Annotated in this window: 22 protein-coding genes; 15 read left to right on the forward strand and 7 right to left on the reverse strand. The window is 63.4% G+C overall.

All coding sequences use genetic code 11. The features are described 5' to 3' along the window. Positions 1 to 24 precede the first annotated feature (24 nt). Positions 25 to 942, reverse strand: coding sequence for a transcriptional regulator GcvA (locus B0G80_RS36820; RefSeq protein ID WP_116122615.1), 918 nt, complete (start codon positions 940 to 942; stop codon positions 25 to 27). Between the two features lie 97 nt (positions 943 to 1,039). On the opposite strand from B0G80_RS36820, the gene B0G80_RS36825 reads away from it, so the two are divergent. Further along, positions 1,040 to 1,609, forward strand: coding sequence for a chromate transporter (locus B0G80_RS36825; protein WP_116123867.1), 570 nt, complete (start codon positions 1,040 to 1,042; stop codon positions 1,607 to 1,609). Further along, complete coding sequence (locus B0G80_RS36830; RefSeq protein ID WP_106282652.1) at positions 1,606 to 2,136, forward strand: chromate transporter; 531 nt, start codon at positions 1,606 to 1,608, stop codon at positions 2,134 to 2,136. The genes B0G80_RS36825 and B0G80_RS36830 overlap by 4 nt, the downstream gene beginning before the upstream one ends. 58 nt (positions 2,137 to 2,194) lie before the next feature. On the opposite strand, the gene B0G80_RS36835 is transcribed toward B0G80_RS36830, so the two are convergent. After that, positions 2,195 to 3,721: an AMP nucleosidase gene (locus B0G80_RS36835; protein ID WP_116122616.1), complete on the reverse strand. Its 1,527-nt coding sequence runs from the start codon at positions 3,719 to 3,721 to the stop codon at positions 2,195 to 2,197. 199 nt (positions 3,722 to 3,920) lie between these two features. Between B0G80_RS36835 and B0G80_RS36840 the strand changes: the two genes are divergently transcribed. The 7 genes from B0G80_RS36840 (at position 3,921) to B0G80_RS47530 (ending at position 9,501) form a co-directional block, all read left to right on the forward strand. Then, the gene (locus tag B0G80_RS36840) at positions 3,921 to 4,316 is read left to right on the forward strand and encodes a hypothetical protein (RefSeq protein WP_012428587.1); all 396 of its coding nucleotides are present in this window, start codon (positions 3,921 to 3,923) and stop codon (positions 4,314 to 4,316) included. A 225-nt stretch (positions 4,317 to 4,541) separates the two neighbouring features. After that, positions 4,542 to 5,537: a homoserine kinase gene (locus tag B0G80_RS36845; protein WP_116122617.1), complete on the forward strand. Its 996-nt coding sequence runs from the start codon at positions 4,542 to 4,544 to the stop codon at positions 5,535 to 5,537. Continuing rightward, entirely contained in the window at positions 5,528 to 6,334 is an 807-nt protein-coding gene (locus B0G80_RS36850; RefSeq protein ID WP_106282650.1) for a BPSS1780 family membrane protein, read from the forward strand. The genes B0G80_RS36845 and B0G80_RS36850 overlap by 10 nt, the downstream gene beginning before the upstream one ends. Before the next feature lie 166 nt (positions 6,335 to 6,500). Continuing rightward, complete coding sequence (locus B0G80_RS36855) at positions 6,501 to 6,953, forward strand: MarR family winged helix-turn-helix transcriptional regulator (RefSeq protein ID WP_012428590.1); 453 nt, start codon at positions 6,501 to 6,503, stop codon at positions 6,951 to 6,953. Between the two features lie 174 nt (positions 6,954 to 7,127). Further along, a complete protein-coding gene (locus tag B0G80_RS36860) occupies positions 7,128 to 7,547 on the forward strand; it encodes an organic hydroperoxide resistance protein (protein ID WP_106282649.1) in 420 nt (139 codons plus the stop codon). 202 nt (positions 7,548 to 7,749) lie between these two features. Then, the gene (locus B0G80_RS36865) at positions 7,750 to 9,249 is read left to right on the forward strand and encodes a deoxyribodipyrimidine photo-lyase (RefSeq protein WP_116122618.1); all 1,500 of its coding nucleotides are present in this window, start codon (positions 7,750 to 7,752) and stop codon (positions 9,247 to 9,249) included. Positions 9,250 to 9,378: 129 nt separating this feature from the next. Then, positions 9,379 to 9,501 carry a hypothetical protein gene (locus B0G80_RS47530; protein ID WP_258879255.1) on the forward strand — a complete coding sequence of 41 codons (123 nt, stop codon included), beginning with the start codon at positions 9,379 to 9,381 and terminating at the stop codon, positions 9,499 to 9,501. A 120-nt stretch (positions 9,502 to 9,621) separates the two neighbouring features. Here B0G80_RS47530 and B0G80_RS36875 read toward each other — a convergent pair whose 3' ends face one another. Beyond that, the gene (locus B0G80_RS36875; protein WP_095422103.1) at positions 9,622 to 9,798 is read right to left on the reverse strand and encodes a DUF3563 family protein; all 177 of its coding nucleotides are present in this window, start codon (positions 9,796 to 9,798) and stop codon (positions 9,622 to 9,624) included. Positions 9,799 to 9,905: 107 nt separating this feature from the next. Further along, on the reverse strand, positions 9,906 to 11,102 hold the full coding sequence (locus tag B0G80_RS36880) for a PHB depolymerase family esterase (RefSeq protein ID WP_116122619.1): 1,197 nt from the start codon (positions 11,100 to 11,102) through the stop codon (positions 9,906 to 9,908). Between the two features lie 435 nt (positions 11,103 to 11,537). Here B0G80_RS36880 and B0G80_RS36885 point away from each other — a divergent pair, with 435 nt between their 5' ends. The 4 genes from B0G80_RS36885 to B0G80_RS36900 all read left to right on the forward strand — a co-directional run bounded on the left by B0G80_RS36885 (position 11,538) and on the right by B0G80_RS36900 (position 14,549). Then, a complete protein-coding gene (locus B0G80_RS36885; RefSeq protein WP_116122620.1) occupies positions 11,538 to 12,239 on the forward strand; it encodes a phosphatase PAP2 family protein in 702 nt (233 codons plus the stop codon). Between the two features lie 136 nt (positions 12,240 to 12,375). Then, positions 12,376 to 13,149, forward strand: a complete 774-nt coding sequence (gene modA / locus B0G80_RS36890; RefSeq protein ID WP_116122621.1) for a molybdate ABC transporter substrate-binding protein — start codon at positions 12,376 to 12,378, stop codon at positions 13,147 to 13,149. 22 nt (positions 13,150 to 13,171) lie between these two features. Continuing rightward, positions 13,172 to 13,846, forward strand: coding sequence for a molybdate ABC transporter permease subunit (modB, locus tag B0G80_RS36895; protein ID WP_116122622.1), 675 nt, complete (start codon positions 13,172 to 13,174; stop codon positions 13,844 to 13,846). Between the two features lies 1 nt (position 13,847). Continuing rightward, the gene (locus B0G80_RS36900) at positions 13,848 to 14,549 is read left to right on the forward strand and encodes a sulfate/molybdate ABC transporter ATP-binding protein (protein ID WP_116122623.1); all 702 of its coding nucleotides are present in this window, start codon (positions 13,848 to 13,850) and stop codon (positions 14,547 to 14,549) included. 26 nt (positions 14,550 to 14,575) lie between these two features. On the opposite strand, the gene B0G80_RS36905 is transcribed toward B0G80_RS36900, so the two are convergent. Further along, complete coding sequence (locus tag B0G80_RS36905) at positions 14,576 to 15,412, reverse strand: TOBE domain-containing protein (RefSeq protein WP_116123868.1); 837 nt, start codon at positions 15,410 to 15,412, stop codon at positions 14,576 to 14,578. A 202-nt stretch (positions 15,413 to 15,614) separates the two neighbouring features. Between B0G80_RS36905 and B0G80_RS36910 the strand changes: the two genes are divergently transcribed. After that, on the forward strand, positions 15,615 to 16,409 hold the full coding sequence (locus tag B0G80_RS36910; RefSeq protein ID WP_116122624.1) for an SDR family NAD(P)-dependent oxidoreductase: 795 nt from the start codon (positions 15,615 to 15,617) through the stop codon (positions 16,407 to 16,409). A 72-nt stretch (positions 16,410 to 16,481) separates the two neighbouring features. Here the strand turns inward: B0G80_RS36910 and B0G80_RS36915 are convergent, their stop codons facing one another. Further along, positions 16,482 to 16,865, reverse strand: a complete 384-nt coding sequence (locus B0G80_RS36915) for a tautomerase family protein (RefSeq protein WP_116122625.1) — start codon at positions 16,863 to 16,865, stop codon at positions 16,482 to 16,484. 101 nt (positions 16,866 to 16,966) lie between these two features. On the opposite strand from B0G80_RS36915, the gene B0G80_RS36920 reads away from it, so the two are divergent. Beyond that, a complete protein-coding gene (locus tag B0G80_RS36920) occupies positions 16,967 to 17,818 on the forward strand; it encodes a LysR family transcriptional regulator (protein ID WP_116122626.1) in 852 nt (283 codons plus the stop codon). A 128-nt stretch (positions 17,819 to 17,946) separates the two neighbouring features. On the opposite strand, the gene B0G80_RS36925 is transcribed toward B0G80_RS36920, so the two are convergent. Beyond that, the gene (locus B0G80_RS36925; protein WP_116122627.1) at positions 17,947 to 18,555 is read right to left on the reverse strand and encodes a hypothetical protein; all 609 of its coding nucleotides are present in this window, start codon (positions 18,553 to 18,555) and stop codon (positions 17,947 to 17,949) included. Positions 18,556 to 18,623: the final 68 nt, after the last annotated feature.

Raw genomic sequence — 18,623 nt, forward strand, 5'->3', positions numbered from 1 at the left:
CGCAGCGGTGTGGATATGCAGATCCTAACGGGCAGCCTCAAGGCTGCCCGTTTCCATTTGATCGAACTGATCGCCTTGCGCTTGCAGCCATTCGCAGAACTGGCTCACGAGCGGTGCATCCGCGACTTCGCGCCTCGCCACCCACCAGTAGCCGCGCGCATCGATACGCGGACCCGCCAGCGGCATCACGAGCCGTCCCGAAGTTAGCTCATCCGCCAGCATGGGCACTGGGCCGAGCGCCACGCCGAGGCCGTCCACCGCAGCCTGCAAGGCCAGATAGAAGTGATCGAACGACTGTTTTTTGCGACATTTCGCCGTCACGCCAGCCGTTGCTAACCAGTTGTGCCAGGCATCCGGCCGCGTGTCGGAATGCAGCAGCACGTGCCGCGCGAGATCGTCGGCAACCTTGATCGGCGAGCGTTGCAGCAACGCGGGGCTGCACACCGGGATCTCGGTCTCGCCGAGAAAATGGCTGCTCACGCAATTGGGCCAATGCGCGGGACCACGCCGCACGGCAACGTCGAAAGCGTCCAGCGTCTCGACCGGCGCATTCGAGGTTGCCAGTCGCAACTCTACGTTCGGCACCTTACGCTGGAACTGATGCAGCCGCGGCAGCAGCCATTTCATCGCGAAGGTAGGCAACGCATTCACGCGCAGCACATGGACGACACCGGTGTCGCGCAATTGATCCGTGGCGTGCGCGATGCTGTCGAATGCAGCCTGGACAGTGGACAGGTAGCGGCGTCCGTCGTCGGTCAAACGCACGCGTTTGCCGCGACGCTGAAACACCTGCACGCCGAGCCATGTTTCGAAAGCCGCGACTTGCCGGCTGATTGCACCGTGCGTCACATGCAATTCGTTCGCTGCCGCGGTGAAGCTCTCATGCCGCGCGGCAGCTTCGAATGCGCGCAACGCGGGAAACGGAGGAAGGTTACGGGCCATGCTTGTGATTCTAGATCACAAAGCGGTGCTCAAAAATCGTTTTGCTCGAGGCCGGTTCGGCGCTAACCTCCTGAGCTTGAACTGGAAGCTAACCGATATGGACCACGATCTGACCTCGTCCGAGCCCGCGCTTGCGCCTACGCCCACCTTGCGGGAAATCTTCGGCGGCTTTCTCGGCCTCGGGCTGATCTCGTTCGGCGGCGCACTGCCGCTGGCGCGGCGCGCACTGGTCGAGCAACGCCGCTGGCTCAGCGCCGACGAATTCGCCGACTTGCTCGGCCTCTGCCAGTTTTTGCCGGGCGGCAATGTGATCAACCTTTCGGTGGCAATGGGCATGCGCTTTCGCGGCGTGCCGGGCGCGCTGGCCGGTCTGCTTGGACTGATCGCGGGACCGTCGCTGGTGGTGATCGGGCTCGGCGTGCTGTACGAACACACGCAAAACGACCCGCACGTTCGTCATCTGTTTGCCGGTCTCGCCGCCGCAGCCGCTGGCCTGCTGATCTCAATGGCCCTGAAAATCGTGCTGCCGCTGCGGCGCAGCCCAATGGCCGCGTTCATCGCGGCACTCGGCTTCATTGCAATTGCGATCATGCGGCTGCCGCTTCTGCCCACCATGCTGGTGCTGACGCCGCTCAGCATCTACATCGCGTCGAGAAGCGCGCGATGAACGACACGCTCATTTCCCTCGCCGTTATTTTCAGTCAGCTTTCGCTGCTCGCGTTCGGCGGCGGCAATACGATTCTTCCGGAGATGCAGCGGCAAGTGGTGGATGTGCATCACTGGATGCCGGCCAGCGAATTCAGCGCGCTGTTCGCGCTCGCGCAGGCCGCACCGGGGCCGAATCTGATGATCGTCACGCTAATCGGTTGGCATGTGGCCGGCTGGGCGGGCATGCTCGTGACGTCGGTGGCGAAGTTCGGACCGTCGTCGCTGGTGACGATCCTCGCGATGCATGCGTGGGAGCGCTTCAAGGACCGCCCGTGGCGGCGCTATGCGCAGCTGGGACTGGTGCCGGTGACCGCCGGCATCATCGCGGCGAGCGCTGCGCTGATTGCCGAAGCGTCGAATCCAACCGCCATTGCCTGGGCGATTACGGCGTTCACCGCTGTCATGGCGATGACCACGCGCATCCATCCGCTCTGGCTTCTCGCGGCTGGCAGTCTGATCGGCTTAACCGGCTTCGGGCAGTTTTGACTTTGATCGGGCAAGAGCGAGCCGATGTGGCGCTCGCCCTTGCTCGCAAAAAACACGCTCACTGAAACGCGACTTCCGCAAAGCTGCGCAGCTTGCGGCTATGCAAACGATGCAGGCCGTTCATCCGCAATAGCTCCATCGCCTTCACGCCGATCTGCAGATGCTGATCGACCTGCGCGCGATAGAACTGATCGGCCATGCCGGGCAGCTTCAATTCGCCATGCAAGGGCTTATCCGACACGCACAGCAAGGTGCCGTAAGGCACGCGGAAACGGAAACCGTTTGCGGCGATGGTCGCGCTCTCCATATCGAGCGCAACCGCCCGGCTTTGCGAGAGCCGCTGCACCGGCTCGCGATGATCGCGCAACTCCCAGTTGCGATTGTCCACACTCGCCACCGTGCCCGTGCGCATCACGCGCTTCAGTTCGACGCCGTCCAGCTGCGTGACCTGCGCGACCGCGCGCTCCAGCGCCACCTGCACTTCGGCGAGCGCCGGAATCGGCACCCACAGCGGCAAGTCGTCGTCGAGCACGTGGTCCTCGCGCACATAGCCGTGCGCCAGCACGTAGTCGCCGAGACGCTGCGTGTTGCGCAGCCCCGCGCAGTGACCGAGCATGATCCACGCATGCGGACGCAGCACGGCGATGTGATCGGTGATGGTCTTCGCGTTCGACGGTCCGACGCCGATGTTGATCATCGTGATGCCGCTGCCGTCGGCGCGCTTCAGGTGATACGCGGGCATCTGCGGCAAACGCGGCGGCGCCGTGCCTTCCTGTTCCTGCTCACCGAGATTCGCGTTGTACGTGACCACGTCGCCCGGCTCGACAAACGACGTGTATTCGCTGCGATAGGCGCGCAGTTCTTCGTCGTCGATATGGGCCATCATCGTGCGGCCGAGTTTGACGAACTCGTCGATATAGAACTGGTAGTTCGTGTACAGCACGTAGTTCTGGCAGTGCGTGGGCGAGGTCGCCGTATAGTGCTTCAGCCGATGCAGCGAGAAATCGACCCGCGCCGCCGTGAACAGCGCAAGCGGATGCGGCTCGCCCGGCAGCGGTTCATACGTACCGTTGACGATGCGGTCGTCGAGCAGCGCCAGGTCCGGCGTGTCGAACACGTCGCGCATGAGGAACAGGCGCTCGCGATCCAGATCGCCTTCGAGGTGGATGCCCTCGGCGAAAGCGAAATGAATTGGAATGGGCTGGTCCGACACGCCGACTTCGATCTGCACGTGATGGTTTTTGGCCAGCAGGCGCAATTGCTCGCGATAGTAGTTGCCGAACAGATCGGGCCGCGTGACGGTCGTCTCGAACACGCCCGGACCCGCGACGAAACCATATGAGCGGCGTGAGTCGATATGCGTGTTGACCTCGGTGCACACCCGCACGAACGGATAGCAGGCGCGCACCCGGCGTTCGAACAACTCGTTGCGGCGATAGCGCGCGAAGGCGTCGCGCAGGAACGAAGTGTTCGCTTCGTAGATCGCCGAGAGACGGGTGACGGCCTCGGTCGCGTCGTCGAAGGATTCGGTTGGGAAGCTGTTGGCGGGAGTCTGCACCGCGCGTTGATTGGTATCGTTGTTCATCTTCATTCGCCTCTAATGATGAGGCCACATTACCACGGAACCGTTACTCGCCAAATCACCTGACGGTGCTGCAACACACGTTGCGGCGGTGCCCGCAAGTTTGCGCGCACGCCGCGCGAAAGCGGCGCAAAATAAGGCGGTCGCGCCCGAGGACCAGGTGGGATTTGCTAGAATCGGGGCACCACATTGGAGAATCACCATGAAGCCGCTCCTTCCCGTCGCCGTTGCACTGGCCTTCGCCTTTGGCAACGCCGCGATGGCTGCCCAGCCTGTCGACGATACACCGGCTCCCGGCGTGCCTCAGTCCGCCAACGAACGGGCCGGCCTGCCCGACCTGGAGAAGATCAATCGTCCGGCTGCGGAGGTCAGTTCGAAGGTCGAAATCAACGTCCCACGCACGCCGAGCTTCTACGAACGCAGCGCCAACGGCACCGAAATCACCGAATACCGCGACAAAGGCAAGCCTGTCGAAATCAACGTGCATTCGAACCTCGGCACGCGCTATCAAATGAGCGCGCCGCTCGACACGTCGCCCTCCGTGCGCGACAACGGCCGCGCAAGCACGCGTTTGCCGTCGGTGCACCTGACCTATTGACGCATGCCGGGGCGGCGCCGCGGTGTGCGCCGGCGCCCGGATCCACTCGCCGGCAAGACGCCGTCCCGAGCCTCAGACTGCCTGGCCGGCCGCCTTGGCGGTAAGGCATTGAAAATACCGCCGCGCTTCACGGCGCCGCAAAAACGCTTTCCCGATACCGCATTTGCCGCACATCGCACTGGCCGAATCGCGCCAGCCCGACCAACCTGATCCGACGTTTCCCGCATGGCTGTCTTCACCGCTGTCACCGAACCCCAACTTGCAGAATGGATGAGCCATTACGATCTCGGCGACGTCGTCGAATTTCGCGGCATTTCCTCCGGTATTGAGAACAGCAACTTCTTCCTGACGACGACGCGCGGCGAATACGTCCTCACGATTTTCGAAAAGCTGACGGCCGAACAGCTGCCGTTCTATCTCGACCTCATGCGGCATCTGGCCGCGCACCGCGTACCGGTGCCGGACCCCATGCCGCGCGAAGACGGCGCGCTGTTCGGCACCTTGCATGGCAAACCCGCGGCCATCGTGACCAAGCTCGAAGGCACGCCGGAACTGGCGCCGGGCGTCGAGCACTGCATCGAAGTCGGGCAAATGCTGGCGCGCATGCACCTCGCAGGACGTGATTACGCCGGGTATCAGCCGAATCTGCGCAGCCTGCCGTGGTGGCAGGAAACCGTGCCGACCATCCTGCCGTTTCTGGAAGGCGAGCAACGCGACCTGCTGTCGTCCGAACTGGCGCATCAGGAAGCCTTCTTCGCCTCCGCCGACTACGCCGCGCTGCCCGAAGGCCCGTGCCACGCCGATCTGTTCCGCGACAACGCCATGTTCGCGCACGCCGCGCCGGAGACAGGCCACGAAGTGCGCCTCGGCGGTTTCTTCGACTTCTATTTCGCCGGCTGCGACAAATGGCTGTTCGACGTGGCGGTGACGGTCAACGACTGGTGCGTCGACCTCGCCACCGGCAAGCTCGACGACGCGCGCACCGAAGCCATGCTGCGCGCCTACCAGACCGTGCGCCCCTTCACCGCCGAAGAAAACCGCCATTGGGGCGACATGCTGCGAGCGGGCGCGTACCGTTTCTGGGTCTCGCGCCTGTATGATTTTTATTTGCCGCGCGCGGCCGAATTGCTCAAACCGCACGACCCCGGCCATTTCGAGCGCATTCTGCGCGAACGCCTGACCGGCGTTGCACTTCCAGGCATTCATACCTCATGCAACTGATCGAAGTCCCCGCGAAAGCCGGCTATGTGTGGTTCCGGCAGGGTATCTGGCTGTTCCGCAAGAACCCGCTCGCGTTCCTGACGCTGTTCTTCACCTATCTGCTGGTGATGACGCTCGTGGCGCAGATTCCGGTGGTCGGCGGCGTGTTGCCGCTGGCCTTCATTCCGGGCGTCGCGGTCGGCTTCATGGCGGCGTGCCGCAACACGATCGCCGGCAAACCGGTGTTCCCTACCATTCTGGTGGACGGTTTTCACTCGTACGGCCCGGTGGTCGCCAAACGGCTGCTGGTGCTCGGCGTGCTCTACGTCGTCGCGATGGCATTGGTGCTGGCCGCCTCAGCGCTCGCGGACGGCGGCATGCTGCTGAAGGTCATGCTCGGCGCCGCCACGATGGATCAGGACGCGATCGCCAACAGCAATATACCGCTGGCGGTGATCACAGCTTTCGTGGTCTACATTCCAATGGCGATGATTTTCTGGTTCTCGCCCATTCTCGCCGCGTGGCATGACGTGCCGCCCGTCAAGGCGATGTTCTTCAGCCTCGTCAGTTGCTGGCGCAACCGCGGCGCGTTCATCGTGTTCGGCGCGCTGTGGTTCGCGGTGGCGATGACGGTGTCGCTCGGCTTGTCCGCGCTGATGCAGGCGCTGGGCGCGGGCGACTTCGCGTTCGCCATCCTGATGCCCGCCACGATGATCGTCACGACCATGCTGTACTGCTCGTTCTACGCGACCTATCGCGGCTGCTTCGGCGTGCAAACGCCCGAAGCACCGGACTTGCCGACCACGCCGGCGGCCTGATTCCGTTCTGACGCGTGCGCTGCTCCGGCGCCCGCGCCGCGCTCGCGGCGGCGCCTGCCCTCGCCGTTCCCTGCATCTCCAAACTGCACTCGTCAACCTGCGTCGATTTGCGGCACAATGGTTTGCGCGCAATCCATTTGCACGCTCTTTTTATACGAGATGCATCATGACCCAGCGCCCCGCTTTGCCCTTCACGCTCGACGAGCAACTCTGCTTCGCCCTCTACTCGACCTCGCTTGCCATGACCAAGGCATACAAGCCGCTGCTGGACAAGCTGGGCCTCACGTATCCGCAATATCTGGCCATGCTGGTGCTGTGGGAGAGCGACGACGTCACGGTCAAGGACATGGCCGCGCGTCTGAACCTCGATTCGGCGACGGTCACGCCGCTGCTTAAACGCCTCGAAACTCAAGGACTGCTGGAGCGGGTACGCGGTGTCGAGGATGAGCGTCTCGTGTATATCCGGCTCACCAAAGCCGGCTCGGCACTCAAGCGCCAGGCGCGCGAAGTGCCCGCGGAAATCTTCTGCGCGACCCAGCAGACGCCCGAATTTCTGCTGCGTTTGCGCGACGATCTGACTCGCCTGCGCGCCACCCTCAACGATTACATGGACCACTAGCCGGTTCGCTGCAAAACGCGCGCTATCGCTGCGATGCGAAAATTCATTTGCACACAAATGATTTGTGTACTATCTTACTCACATGCCGCTGCGACAGCGCTCCGCCAGAACGGCGGGCTCAGCAAAGAGCGGCAAATTTGCAGATCCTGACAACCCAGACAAAGGAGCAGCACCATGAACATCCTCTACAAAGCAAGCGCAACGAGCACCGGTGGCCGCGACGGCCGTGCAGTGTCGTCGGACAATGCATTGGACGTGAAGCTGGCAGCACCGCGTGAATTGGGCGGCACGGGCGCAGCGGGCACGAATCCGGAACAGCTCTTTGCTGCAGGCTACTCGGCGTGTTTCCTGAGCGCCATGAAGTTCGTCGCCGGACAGAAGAAGCAGACTCTGCCGGCTGACACGCAAGTTACGGCGGAAGTCGGCATCGGCCCGAACGACAAGGGCGGCTTCGCACTCGACATCGATCTGCGCGTCTCGCTGCCGGGTCTGGACGCCGGCGCGGCCAAGGAACTGGTCGACGCAGCGCATCAGGTCTGCCCGTACTCGAACGCCACGCGTAACAACGTCGACGTCCGCTTGCAAATCGCCTGAGCGACGGATTCGATGCATCGCTAGAGAATCGCTAGAGCGGCGCGGAACACTGCGCCGCTCGTCACGAACAGCGCCCGCACCCTGCACAATAGGGGCGGGCGCTGTGCCGTTCGCGGACGCGGCATGCAATGTGCAATGCAGGTCCACAACGCAGCCGGCAAGAGCGCCGCCATTCACCTTATTTTCACTATCCACGTTCCAGATGACACGCGTCCGACGCTTGAACGACTCTTTCGACACCGGTCTGGTCTGGTTTCGCCGCGATCTGCGCAGCACGGACAACGCCGCGCTCTATTACGCCCTCAAACATTGCCAGCGCGTGTGGTGCGCATTCGTGTTCGATACGACGATCCTGCAGCCGCTGATCGACGCCTGGCAGGCTCGTCATCCGGATACGCAGCCCCAGGATCGCCGCGTCGAGTTGATTCTCGCCGCCGTGGGCGAACTGGACGAAGCATTACGTGCCAAGGGCGGCGGCCTGATCGTGCTGTACGGCGACCCCACACACCTGGTGCCGAAGCTCGCCGACGAACTCCGCGTGGACGCGGTTTTCGCGAATCACGATTACGAACCGGTCGCGATCGCGCGCGACGAGACGGTCCGCGAGACGCTTACCGGAGCCGGACGCCAATGGCTGAGTTTCAAGGATCAGGTGATTTTCGAGCGCGACGAGGTACTCACTGGGCAGAACAAGCCGTTTACGGTGTTCACGCCCTACAAGAACGTGTGGCTCAAGCAGTTGACGGCTTTCGATCTGAAGCCGTATCCGGTGGAAACGTACGAGAAACATCTGGCGGCAGTGCCGTCAAAGCTCAATCGCCGTTTGCCGACGCTAGATCAGCTCGGCTTTGCGCCGAGCAACCTCGCTGAACTGGATCTGCCCACTGGCATGAGCGGCGCGCAGCGCCTGCTCGACGATTTCGCGACGCGCATCGACAGCTACAAGGACCGGCGCGATTTTCCCGCTGTCAAAGGCCCGAGCTATCTGTCGATGCATCTGCGTTTCGGCACGGTCTCGATCCGCACGCTCGCGCGCCTCGCCCACGAGATGTCGCTGCAACCCGATGGGGAAGGTTCGGCGACGTGGCTGTCGGAACTGATCTGGCGAGACTTCTACTTCATGATCCTGGCGCATCATCCGCGGCTCGCGAGCGGCGCGTCGTTCAAGGAAGAGTACGACCGGCTGCGCTGGGAGCAAGGCCCGGAAGCCCACGAGGCGTTCGCCGCATGGTGCGACGGCCGCACCGGCTACCCGCTCGTCGACGCGGCGATGCTGCAGCTGAACCGCACCGGCTATATGCACAACCGCCTGAGGATGGTGACAGCAAGTTTTCTGGTCAAGGATCTCGGCGTGGACTGGCGGCTCGGCGAGCGGTACTTCGCCGAACAGTTGAACGACTTCGATTTCTCGGCAAATAACGGCGGCTGGCAATGGGCGGCGTCGACAGGATGCGACGCACAGCCTTACTTCCGGATCTTCAATCCGATCACGCAGTCTGAAAAATTCGACGCCGAAGGACGCTTCATTAAGCGGTATCTGCCCCAGCTCGCGAAGCTGCCGTCGAAGTGGATTCATGCGCCGTGGCTGGCGGGCAGCGAAAAGCTCGCGGAGTTCGGCGTGACATTGGGCAAGGACTATCCGGCGCCGATCGTCGACCATGCCGAAGCGCGGGCGCGCACGCTGGCCCGTTTCGGCAAGTGAGCACACGCTTACGTCGGCGGCCTGAGCACAGCGATCGTTTTTTGGCTGGTGCAGTTGCTGTTTAACGCAGCTTAGGTGTGACTTTTCTTCGGCCTGCATCGACCGGACGTGGCGCTGGCCGATTTTCTGATGGTGCCGATATTGATTGTCGCGCTGACACTTGCATTCTGGCGACGAGCCCGCTGGGCAGGCGGACTATTGATGCCTTACGCGGCTTGGGTGTGGCTTGGGTGGCGTTCGCCGCGGTGTTGAATCACGCGTTGTGGCAATTGAATCCGGCTGTCTGAGCGCTTGCAACGATTTGCGACAGCTTGGGCGCCTCACCCCCGAACACCGGCGTTGCATCCACGCCGATGCTTTAACTAACGCAGCTTAGTGCTGGGTCATCCACGACGGTTGGCGAACGTTCGCCTCACGGTCCAGCTTACGCATACGGAATTCCAGATCGTACAGATCCGTTGCTTCAGCGAGGAAAGCGTCAGCGCGTTCTTTCGCGAGTTGGTCGGGCGATTTGGTCAGAAACAGAAACAGGCGGCTAAGCAGATACATGGTCAACCTCGACAATGAGTTTAGGCGTTAACGCCTAAGGGATAACCCTCATTATAGGGAAAACCCTAGGAACATGCCAGCACTCATTTCGAAGTGTTGCAACGAGATCACCGCGCCCCCGCCGAGGCCGTTGCGGCGTCGGCTTCCGCGACACGGCCGGCGCCCGTGCGGCGCTGGTGCTTGAAGAATTCCCACACCATCGCGCTTGCGTCGGGACCTTTGGCGGAATGAAACGGCACGGCGTCGTCCCCGCCGCTCCAGGCATGGGCAAGCCCTTGCACGCGGCACAGCCGGACCACACGTCGTCCGCCGCGAAGATAATCGCGCATGACCACGCCACCCTTGCGGTCTTCGCGGACTTCGCCGGATTTGCGCGCGCCGTTCTGGTCGACGATGCGGTTCAGCCGCAGAAACTGCACCGCCAGTTGATCGGCATTGACCGGCGAGACCACATGGTCGGCGTCGCCGTGGATGATGATGGCCGGCATGCCGGGGTAACGCGCCACGTCGGCGGTTTCGTCGACCAGTTCGGCCGGCTCGCGGCGCGCGCCGCGCCGCATGACGTCCATCGCCGTAATGCCGGAACGCGCCTCGCCAAAAGCAGGGCCGGAATGCAGCGCGACCGCCGCGAAATGCTCCGGATGATTGAGGGCAAGCAGCGCCGTCAGGCCTGCGCCAGCGGAGATTCCAGCGACATACACGCGCTCGCCGTCGAACCCGTGCTGGGCGACCAGCGCATCCACTAGCGAGACTACCGCGCGTGCTTCGGCGCCGCCGGCGCTTTCGCCCGCGTCGTACCAATGCCAGCAGCGGTGCGAGTGCACGTGCTTCGACTGTTCCGGATAGACCACGGCAAAGCCGAAGCGGTCGGCCAGCACGTTCATCCGCGTGCCTTCGGCGAATTCTTCGATCGACTGCGTGCAGCCGTGCAGCATCACCACTAGCGGCATGGCCTCGAGCGCGTGGCCCGTCGGGACATACAAGCCGTACTGAAGATGATTGACGAGCCGGCCGGGCGCGGCAGGCGCCGAGTGGAACGAGCGCGTCCACGACCCGCTCGCCCACGCCGAGGCGCGCGGACGCACCCGCGATTCACGAGCCATGGCGCGCGGCGCCTCGCGTTTGGCGGGCGCGCGCACGATCGCTGCCGGCTTGATCGGGCGAACTTTGGTGGACGGCTTACTGGTGGCGGGTCGCGCCGGTCGCGTCGTGGTGCGTTTGGTAGTCTTGCGGGCGTGCTCGGTCTGGATCGCGAGCAGGCGCTTGAGACCGCGCAACCAGATTTTCGATAGACTTTTTGCCATTGGCAGAAAAACCTCGCAAAAAGGGACAGGGTCCGTCCGGTGGAACGGTACTTTGTTGTGCAATGCACAATAACACCAATCCCCATGCAATGCTGGAACCTTGGAGTAGTATCCGGGACCCCGATTTCCGCTGGGCGAACCTTGTGGCGAGGCCAGCGTCAAAGCTCGGCGAAGGCTCGTTCGCTGCCCGGCCGCCGCCCGCTTGTCGCATTGTTTGCCACTTGTCAGCCGAATGTTTGCCGCCTGTTCGCCAGCGAACTCCCCTGCGACAGAAAAGTCTCACGGGCAGCGCAACCGCCCTGCAGCACCCGTCTATACTGGCGGTTAATTCTTTGCCGCACGGACTTTGCCGCGCCGCCGCGTCGGCGATTTGCGCCGTTCGTGCGTTAACTCATCACCAATCCGATTCTACGCGGCCTTGGTCGCCCTTTTGCCATGCCCGATTTAGCTCCCCACCTTTGGTATTCGATCACCAGCCTCGGCAGCGCCGGCATGACGCTGCCGCTCGCGTTCGCCATCGCGTTATGGCTGGCGGTCGGCTACACGTGGCGCATGGCGGCCGGTTGGCTGCTGCTGCTCGGCGCGGCCATCGGCATCGTGACGGTGACGAAGCTGGCGTTTCTCGGCTGGGGTGTCGGCGTGCGCGAACTGGACTTCACCGGCGTCAGCGGTCACGCCATGCTGTCCACTGCCGTTTATCCGGTCGTTCTGTTCCTTATGCTCTTGCCGACGCGGCCGGTCATCCGGCTGGCCGGCGTGCTGCTCGGCCTTGCGGCGGGGATCGCGGTGGGTTTGTCGCGCGTGGTACTGAGCGCCCACTCGCCATCTGAAGCCATTACCGGCTGTCTGACCGGTGCCATAACGGCGCTGGTGTTCGTCCGACTCGCCTGGCACGCTGAGCCGGGTCGGTTGTCGGCGCTGCCCGTCGCCGTCAGCATGATGGCCCTCGCGGTGCTGGCGCACGGCGTGCACGTGCCGACGCAGCGCTGGGTCACGCACATCGCGCTGAAAGTGTCCGGTCACGACCGGCCGTTCATTCGCGCAAAGTGGAAGGCTGTGCGCGACGTCCGTCCCGCCATGGCGCCGCTGTCGCAAACGCTCAACACGCTGGCGCCGCCGCATTCGTCCGACATCTGAATCGTCTCCCGTTGTTTGACATACCGCTTCATGCGCGGGGCTGAATAATTGTCATAGGTCACCGTTATAACCTTGCATATATTACGATAGCGTTTTAACCCCGCCGATCCGGTTCACGCCGGACTTCCAGGTCTTCATGACACTCTCCCGCCGGCTTCTAAAGCAAGCGCTGTTCGTCGCCAGCGCCGTCTCCGTCGCCATTAGCGCCAATGCGCGCGCCGACGAACTGGTGGTCTCTGCCGCCGCCAGCCTGACCAACGCGTTCAAGGCGGTCAGCGAAGTGTTCGAGCAGCAGCATCCGGGCACCAAGGTGCTGTTGAATTTCGGCGCCTCCGACGTGCTGATGCAACAGATCGCCAAGGGAGCGCCCGCCGACGTGTTCGCGTCCGCGGATCAAAAAGCCATGGACAAGGCCGCCGCCGAAAAAGTGATCGTGCCGGCCACGCGCAAGGACTTCGCCGCCAATTCGCTGGTGCTGATCGTGCCGACCGACAGCCATTTCGCGCCGACCAGGCTGAACGATCTGACGTCGGCGAATGTCAAGCGCGTGGCGTACGGCGATCCGGCGTCCGTGCCGGTCGGCCGTTACACGCAGGGCGCGCTGCAGGCTGCTGGCGTGTGGGACGCCGTGAGCGCGAAGGCCGTGCTGGCGTCGAACGTCCGTCAAAACCTCGACTACGTATCGCGCGGCGAAGTCGACGCCGGCTTCGTGTTCAGCACCGACGCCGCCGTCATGCCGGACAAGGTCAAGGTCGCGCTGGACGTGCCGACGCAAACGCCGATCACCTATCCGATCGCGCAAGTGGAAGGCAGCCGCCATGCCGCGGACGCGCAAGCGTTCATGAACTTCGTGCTGTCGCCGGGCGGTCAGGCCGTGCTCGCCAAGCACGGTTTCAAACCCGCGCACTAACTTCACCAGACGACGCTTGCTCATGCAACAGGCCTGGATTCCGCTCCTGCTGTCGTTGAAAGTGGCGGGCTGGGCCACCGCGCTCAATCTGCTATTCGGCGTCGCCGCGGGCTTCGGTTTATCGCGCTGGCGCTCCGGCGCGCGCGACGTGATCGATTCGCTGCTGATGCTGCCGCTCGTCATGCCGCCCACCGTGCTCGGCTATTACCTGCTCGTCCTGCTCGGACGGCGCGGTGTGATCGGCGGCTGGCTCGAGCGTTTCGATATTCGGTTGGTGTTCACATGGCAGGGCGCGGTGATCGCGTCGACGGTCGTGGCGTTTCCGCTTGTGCTGAAATCGGCGCGCGCCGCCTTCGAGGCCGTCGATCCGCAACTCGAACGGGCCGCGCGCACGCTCGGCGTCAGCGAAGCGGCCGTGTTCTTTCGCGTGACGCTGCCGCTCGCCGCGCGCGGCATTCTCGCCGGCGGCCTGCTGGCTTTCGCGCGAGCGCTCGGCGAATTCGGCGCGACGCTGATGATCGCGGGCAATCTGCCGGGCCGCACGCAAACTTTGTCCGTGGCGGTTTACTCGGCCGTGCAAGCCGGCGACGACAGCACCGCGAATTTCCTCGTGCTCGTGACCTCGGTGACGTGCGTCGTGATCCTGTTGCTCGCGGGGCGCCTCGTTCCGCAGCACACGCTGTTGAAGTCGGGCTGATATGCTGCTCGCCGTCGACATCCGCAAGACCTTCGAAAGCGCCGAGCGCCGCTTCACGCTCGACGTCGCCTTCAAGGCCACCTCGCAACGCGTGGTACTGTTCGGACCATCGGGTGCGGGCAAGAGTCTGACGTTGCAGGCTATCGCCGGCCTGCTGCGTCCCGACGAAGGCTCGATCACGCTGCATGGCAACGCGCTGTTCGACAGCGCGCGCGGCGTCGATCTGAAACCGCAAGCGCGCAAGCTCGCCTATCTGTTTCAGGACTACGCGCTATTTCCGCATCTGAACGTGCGGCAGAACATCGGCTTCGGCTTGCAGCAGGGCTGGCTCAATCCGCGCAGGCGCATTACGCATCCGCAGATTGACTACTGGCTCGACGCGCTGGAATTGAAGAGTGTGGCTGGTAATCATCCAGCGCAGCTTTCCGGTGGGCAAAAGCAGCGCGTGGCGCTGGCGCGAGCGCTCGTCGCGCAACCTCGGGTGCTGTTGCTGGACGAGCCGTTTTCGGCACTCGACAGCGCTTTGCGTCAGCGCATGCGCCGCGAGTTATCGGATCTGCAGACGCGGCTCGATATTCCGATGGTGTTGATCACGCACGATCCCGACGATGTCGCCGCCTTCGGCGATCAGGTCGTGCAGGTCAGCGACGGCCGCGTGCGCGAGGACCATCCGTTCGCGGGCTATGCACGCAGCGAGCCTTGACGGGCAACAGCAAGCGCTTCCCGCGCTCAATCCTTTACGCCAAGTATCACGCTCGACGCCTTGAACGCCGCAACAGCGCTGTGGCCTTCCACGAGGCCAAGCGTGTCGACGCTTTCATTGGTGACCACCGCCGTGATCACCGTCCCGCCCTCCAGCATCAGCGATACCTCGGCATTGACCGCGCCGCGCTTCACGCTCTGCACCGTGCCGCGCAGCTGATTGCGCGCCGAGAGTTTGAGCGGCGCGCCGCTCGCGTTGTCGACGAGCAGCACGACCCACGAGGCCTTGATCAACGCGAACGCCGCCACGCCCTCGACAAGCCCCAGCGTCTCGGTGCTCTCATGCGTGATGACGGAAACGATCGCGTGGCCGCCGGGCAGCGCCAGCGTGATTTCGTCGTTGACGGTGCCGCGCGTGATCGTCGACACCGTGCCATATAGTTGATTGCGCGCACTCGTCTTTACGCCGATGCGGCCGATCAGATCCCAGTCCGTCGCGAATCCTTCGATCGCCGCGCCCGCGCGTTCGAGAAAGCGTCGATGCTCGCGCTCCACCGCGCGAAACGTCTCGATCAGTTTGAGGGCGCGCGGCGTCAGCGTGGTGCCGCCACCGCCTTTGCCGCCGGTCAGACGCACGACGAGCGGCTCGCCCGCGAGATTGTTCATCGTATCGACGGCGTCCCACGCGCCTTTGTAGCTGATGCCGACAGCTTTCGCCGCGCTGGTGATCGAACCGGTCTCGCCGATCGCCGCAAGCAGCGCGATCCGCGACGCGCCGCCGAGCGTCTGCGCGCCCGCCTGAAACCACACGGAGCCGCCGAGTTCAAGCGTTTCGCGGGAAGGATCGGTACGGTCGGGTGTCATGGCGAAGAGCGGTCGATGACCGAGGAGAGGACGACGAATCATTATAGCGACGCGAGCCTGCGCCACCGGCCGCCAACCTGGCGGACCTCGAAAACGGATAGATGGGATACTTCGAGTTCGACGCTTCGAACACTAGGCCCTTTGCATTTTCGGCGCGGCTGGCCACGGCCGGTGCGCTGCAACTTCAACAAGGAGCAAGACAGTGAACATCGATTTATCGGGCAAGACCGCTATCGTCAGTGCATCCACGGCGGGCATCGGCCTTGCCATCGCCACTGGCATTGCCGCATCAGGCGCGCAGACCATCATCAACGGACGCAAGCAGGAAGCGGTGGACCGCGCGATCGAGACGATCCGCAAGAGCACGCCGCAAGCGAAATTGCAGGGCTTCGCGGGCGACCTCGGCACGCTGGAGGGTTGCGAGGCGTTGACGAAAGCCGTGCCGCAGGCGGATATCCTGGTGAATAACCTCGGTATCTTCGGACCCGGCGACATCTTCACCACCGAAGACGATGACTGGGAGCGCTACTTCCAGGTCAACGTGATGTCGGGCGTGCGGCTTACGCGCCACTACCTCAAAGGGATGATGGAGCGCAAATGGGGCCGTGTGGTGTTCATCTCGTCCGAATCGGGATTGAATATTCCGCCGGATATGCTCGCTTATGGTTTCTCGAAGACGGCGCAACTAAGCATCGCGCGCGGCATCGCCAAACAGGCGGCCGGCAGCGGCGTGACGGTGAATGCCGTGCTGCCCGGACCGACCTTGTCCGACGGCTTCCGTTCGATGGTCGAAGACACGGCCAAAGAGCAAGGCAAAACCGTCGAGCAGGTCGCCACGGAGTTCGTCCGCGAGCATCGAAGCAGTTCGATCATTCAGCGCGCGGCCACCACCGAGGAAGTGGCGAACATGGTCGTGTATGTCTGCTCGCCGCAGGCCTCGGCGACGACCGGCGCGGCGCTGCGCGTCGACGGCGGCGTGATCGATACGATTGCGTGACGTTGCCGCTTTTTTCAGCAAACGGCGGGCGGCATGGCCGCCCGTTTTCACATCACATGACGGCTGCAGCCATCACAATGCGTACTGCGCAATCCCATTGCCGAACGACCAGTTCTCCTTCAGCACTTCGACGAGGTTGATGAATACATCCTCTCGTCGCAGTCCGGGCGATTCCGCCAGTTCGTCCGCCATCCGCTTGTACAGCGCCTTTTTCATCTCAAGGGTGCGGGTGTTGTTCAGCGTGATTTGAATGATCACGAGATCGTCGCTTCGCTCGACGTTCAGATACTGGTTGTCGTACACGAAATTGCCGGCCTCATGCTCGGTGATCAGCATGAAGATGTCGTCCTTCGGCACGTTGAAGGTGTCCACCAGCGCACGCTGGATGCTCTGCGTCACCGCCTTGCGGTACTCGACGGGCTTGCCTGCGCGCAATGCGATTCGTGTGAGCGGCATGATGAAATCTCCTTGGCTGCGTTGATTGGGTAAACACAGCTTAGGCGCGCTCAGTCATAATGAACAGACATCATTGTTGATTTCATCTATATTCATCAGAAATGAAAGTTCTCGATCTCGATGCGGTCCGGGCCTTCGTTCTGGTCGCCGATCTGCACAGCTTCACGCGTGCCGCAGATGCGCTGGACACGACCCAATCGGCCGTCAGTCTTAAGCTCAAGCGGCTGGAAGCGCATCTGGGTAAGCAATTGCTGGAGCGCACGCCGCGCGTGGTGCGCCTTTCCGCGGACGGCAACGCGTTCCTCAGCGCCGCGCGCGATCTGCTGAACGCGCATGAACGCGCGCTCGGGTCGCTGTCGGTCGAACGACGGCGGCTCGCGCTGGGACTCAGCGAGCATGTCGCGGGACCGGACCTGCCGCACCTGCTCGGCAAGCTCAATGCGCACGACCCGGGTCTGGTGATCGAATTGCATCTGGGCACGTCGGCCGCGCTGCTTGCGCAATTCGACGAACGCCGCCTCGACGCGGTGATTGTCCGCTATGGCGCCGACGAACCGCCGCGCGACGATGCCCAGGTGCTGTTCAGCGAACCGCTCGGCTGGCTCGCCACGCCGGCGTGGCTGCCGCGAGTCGGCGAGCCATTGGCGCTCGCGCTGTTGAGCCCGCCGTGCAACGTGCGCGACGTTGCGCTCCGCGCGCTCGCGCAGGCGGGCGTCGGCTGGCAGGAGGTGTTCGTCGGTGGCGGCGTGGCGGCCGTCGGCGCGGCCGTGGCGGCAGGACTGGCGGTGTCGCCGCTGGCGCGCCGCGTGGCGCCGCGCGGGCTGATCGACGTCGGCCCCCGGCTGGGTTTGCCAACGCTGCCGGAATCGCGCGTGACGCTGCATTCGCGGGTGAGAGACGAGCGGTCGGTGGAGACGTTGCGGCTGGTGACGAATGGGTTGGCGAGCGTTTGAGTTACTGACGGCGTCCATTCAGATGCCGCGCCTGGAAAAGCCATCGGTGCGCATCCTCGAACTTGGACGCACAACGTTAGGTCTGCCGCGCAGCAAACCGAAACGCAAACGCCCAGCCTGATTGCGGATCAGTGAAGGATTGGCGGCAGCGAACCACTGCTGGCGGTAGCGGGATTGCTCGTTGCGTTCGCCGGATTGGCGCTAACGTTTGCGGATGAGGCCGGCACATTCACGTGAGATGCAGCCGGTTTCGCCGCGCCGGTTTTTGCCACGACCTTGGCCGTTTGCGGATGAGCCTGACGAGCCGGAACCACCAGATTCGCGCGCACAACCTTGCCCTGGCCCGCTTTCGTCTGGACCAGCTGCGCGTGCGGCTTTTTACCCTGCGCGACCACGGCCGCTTTCGATACGGTTTTGCCTGTGTGCGTGGCGTTGGTCCCGCTCTTCGTGGCGCCCTTGGCGGCCACCTTGTTCACGCCGGCATGCGCCGCGCGCTGATCACCGTGCGCTGTCGCCGCTGCAACGCGCTTCGAGACGACCTTTGAAGTGGCCTTCGACGCCGTCTTCGAACCGGCATTAGACTTGACCTTGGCCGCCCCCCGCTTCTTTGCCTGGCTTCCGACATGCCCGCTCGCCTCGGGCGGATTCCACACTTCGGCGTAACCGGCGGCCGTCGCCGCGCTCGACATACACCACACGGCAAGCGCCGCTCCTGCTGCTACTGCTCGAACGCCCATCTCCTGCTTCTCCTGATCTTCGATTTATGACGAGCCAGGATTATATTCTCTTGCAAAAATCCATATTT

The organism is Paraburkholderia sp. BL6669N2 (assembly GCF_003387275.1).
Lineage (GTDB): Bacteria > Pseudomonadota > Gammaproteobacteria > Burkholderiales > Burkholderiaceae > Paraburkholderia.